The sequence below is a fragment of the Okeania sp. genome (genome assembly GCF_983059655.1).
In genome coordinates this window covers 1-2,934 of record NZ_CEZPJD010000911.1, presented here as the reverse complement: position 1 = coordinate 2,934, position 2,934 = coordinate 1, and the positions used below count along the sequence as shown (strand labels likewise).

The following is a 2,934-nucleotide window of genomic DNA, read 5'->3' as shown; positions in this document are numbered from 1 at the left end:
CTGGCAGCCGATAAAATACTTCCTCCCTGTTCAATATAATCAATGACTCTTGTTCTTAAATCTAGACTGTAAGACATTCTTTAAATGATATATTCTGGTTGATATTTTACTATTTATATTGTACCATTCTTATTCAGAATGACTATAGATATTATCCAAGTTCTCAAATATGTTCAAACTGTGGGCATCAACAGAAAATGCCGTTGCACTTGAGAACTTATGAGTGTAGTCAATGCGGTTTTGAAACTGACAGAGATTTTAATGCTGCTGTCAACCTGAAAAACTATGTGTATCAGTAGCTTGAGTCAAGAGCGAATTGAAGCCTGTGGAGAAGATAAGTTACAGACTGCGGTCAGTGGTCTTCAGTGTTTGCGCAGCATTGCGGAACGCAAAGCAGGAAGCTAGCTCCAAAGCTCATGCAATCATTCATGGGTAAGTTTGGGTAAGTTTAGTAGAACGGAAAGTAGGAGAAATAATTGTTCTTTGATTTTTCTCCCCCCTCACCCCTAAATTCTCACTTTTTGAGGGTAAGTGAATTGAAACAGGGATACTTTTTTCTATGATAAAAAGGCAAAAACCTTTATTTACGATTGCTTTGAGATTTAATCAGCAAGCCCTAATTATATGATCATTCCCACACTTTCTTGATGCACAACCGAATAATTAACATTAACTTAGCTGAAATTGGCAAAAAAGCGATTTTGCTTGTGCTGATTTTGAAGCTTCAAACTGTGATTATTTTGTTACTTGTGATAAACGTTTACTTAATCGTTGTAAATCTTTATCAATTCAAACTATTAACCCCATTGATTTTATTAAGGAGTTAGACAATGAAAGTTAATATTAATAATGATTATGAAATTGTGCCAAAAATTTTTCAGATTTTGCTTGAACCTACCCGAAACTTCTAAGGTGATGATATTTTGGTCTATCTGCAAGTTTGGTCATGGTGATTGTTTAAAATTAAAAGATAAATTATTTGCAGGAGAAACTGTTGATAGTTTATATGAAAAAATTAAAGCTTTTCAAGATGAAAAAATAGCAAATGAGGAAGTTAATAATGGTTAAGCTCTATCAAATTCAGTTATTATAATAATTATTCAGTAATGTTTGTAAAGATTATCGGCATTAAACCAAAATATCTTATGTCTTTTAACCCTATTCCCTACTTCTTACTCCCTACTCTCAAGGAAATGTAGCAAGACTTTTGAGAAATGGTATTACTACATAATAAATGGTATCAAACCTATTCATTCTGACTTGTGACTCCTGTCTCCTGACTCCTAAGCAGTAACCTAAATATTTGTAGCAAACATTTATCAAATCGATATAATATGCAACGACCAATAGGTATAGATTTATTTGCAGGCGCAGGAGGTATGACCCTTGGCTTTGAACAAGCAGGATTTGATATACTTGCTTCTGTAGAATTAGACCCCATTCATTGTGGCACTCATCAATTCAATTTTCCTTTTTGGCCAATATTGTGTCGTAGTATAGTTAATATTACTGGAGATGAGATTAGACAGTTATCAGATATTCAAAATAAAGAAATTGATGTGATTTTTGGTGGTCCTCCTTGCCAAGGTTTTTCTATGATAGGAAAACGCACCTTAGATGACCCACGCAATACACTTATATCTCATTTTGTTCGATTAGTTTTAGAGTTAAAACCTAAATATTTTGTCATAGAAAATGTCAAAGGATTAACTGTAGGAAAGCACAAATTTTTTCTTCAGGAAGTCATTGATAAATTCGATAAAAATGGCTATCAAGTTCAGCAACCTTACCAAATTTTAAATGCTGTCAATTATGGCGTACCACAAAATAGAGAAAGATTATTTTTAATCGGATGCCAAAAAGGTTTAATCCTACCAAATTATCCTCTACCAATTACAAATATTTATACCGATAAAAAATTAGAAAAAGTGATAACTGTTAAAGATGCAATAGGAGACTTACCAGAAGTAGAAAATTATCCAGAATTATTAGAAAGAGATTGGATGAAAGTAGAAAATGATTATGGCAAACCAAGTAAATATGCTAAAAAATTGCGCAATCCTGAACGTTACGATAATGATTATTCTTATAAACGTGAATATGATCAAACAATATTAACCTCTAGTTTACGCACAAGACATACAGAAAAATCAAGAGAAAGATTTAATGCTACAGCACCGGGAAAAACTGAATCAGTAAGCCATTTTTATAGACTTAATCCTGATGGTATTTGTAACACACTTAGAGCTGGCACACCAAGTAGTAAAGGTGCATATACTTCTCCAAGACCAATACACCCATTTACACCCAGATGTATCACAGTTAGGGAAGCAGCAAGATTACATTCATACCCTGACTGGTTTAGATTTCATGTCACAAAATGGCATGGTTTTAGACAAGTTGGTAATTCAGTTCCACCTTTATTAGCAAAAGCAGTAGCTCAAGAAATTATTCATGTTTTAAATATTAAACCACTTCAGCCTAAAGGAAAAAAAATTAAGTTAGAAAAATGGGAAAATTTAGAGTTTAATATGTCTATAGCTGCTAAAAAATATCAGGTAGATCGACATACTATTGCCCCAAGAAGTAGGAAAAAATAATTAGGGTTTGCTGAAAAAGTATTTTTTAAGGAGTAGGGGAGCGGGGGAGTAGGGGAGTAGGGGAGAATTTTTTTGCCCAAATCTTGCTAAAAGTGTGCTCCTTTTTAAGCATGAAGAGCCGAAAACCATGTACTTTTTCAATACCTAAAAAGGCACTTACCTTTATCTGGTAATTATTTTAGATTTAATCAGCAAGCCCTAATTAGTGGATACTATAATTAATCAAATTAATAAATAAACTCTGAATCAAATTTTAGGTATTTTCTGTACAACTATGTCATACCAAATTCAAAAAAGGCAGTTACATCTTAATTTGTGATTTATTCCTAAAAGA

At 32.8% G+C, this 2,934-nt stretch carries 3 protein-coding genes and 1 pseudogene; 3 read left to right on the top strand and 1 reads right to left on the bottom strand.

Translation table 11 applies throughout. The annotated features are described in order from the left end of the window. Nucleotides 1-77: IS630 transposase-related protein (locus AC3DU7_RS30080; protein ID WP_488042907.1), on the bottom strand; the 77-nt coding region annotated here is incomplete at its 3' end. A gap of 69 nt (nucleotides 78-146) precedes the next feature. Between AC3DU7_RS30080 and AC3DU7_RS30075 the strand changes: the two are divergent. The 3 genes and pseudogenes from AC3DU7_RS30075 to AC3DU7_RS30065 form a co-directional block, all read left to right on the top strand. Then, nucleotides 147-299, top strand: a pseudogene (locus AC3DU7_RS30075) (zinc ribbon domain-containing protein); the annotation flags it as partial. 556 nt (nucleotides 300-855) lie between these two features. Further along, complete coding sequence (locus AC3DU7_RS30070) at nucleotides 856-1,068, top strand: hypothetical protein (RefSeq protein WP_488042906.1); 213 nt, start codon at nucleotides 856-858, stop codon at nucleotides 1,066-1,068. A gap of 266 nt (nucleotides 1,069-1,334) precedes the next feature. Continuing rightward, complete coding sequence (locus tag AC3DU7_RS30065; protein ID WP_488042905.1) at nucleotides 1,335-2,600, top strand: DNA cytosine methyltransferase; 1,266 nt, start codon at nucleotides 1,335-1,337, stop codon at nucleotides 2,598-2,600. The last annotated feature ends 334 nt before the right edge of the window (nucleotides 2,601-2,934 follow it).

Excerpts from the sequence above, each read along its gene's own strand:
- AC3DU7_RS30070 (WP_488042906.1), top strand. The coding sequence starts at position 856 with ATGAAATTGTGCCAAAAATTTTTCAGATTTTGCTTGAACCTACCCGAA.
- AC3DU7_RS30065 (WP_488042905.1), top strand. The coding sequence starts at position 1,335 with ATGCAACGACCAATAGGTATAGATTTATTTGCAGGCGCAGGAGGTATG.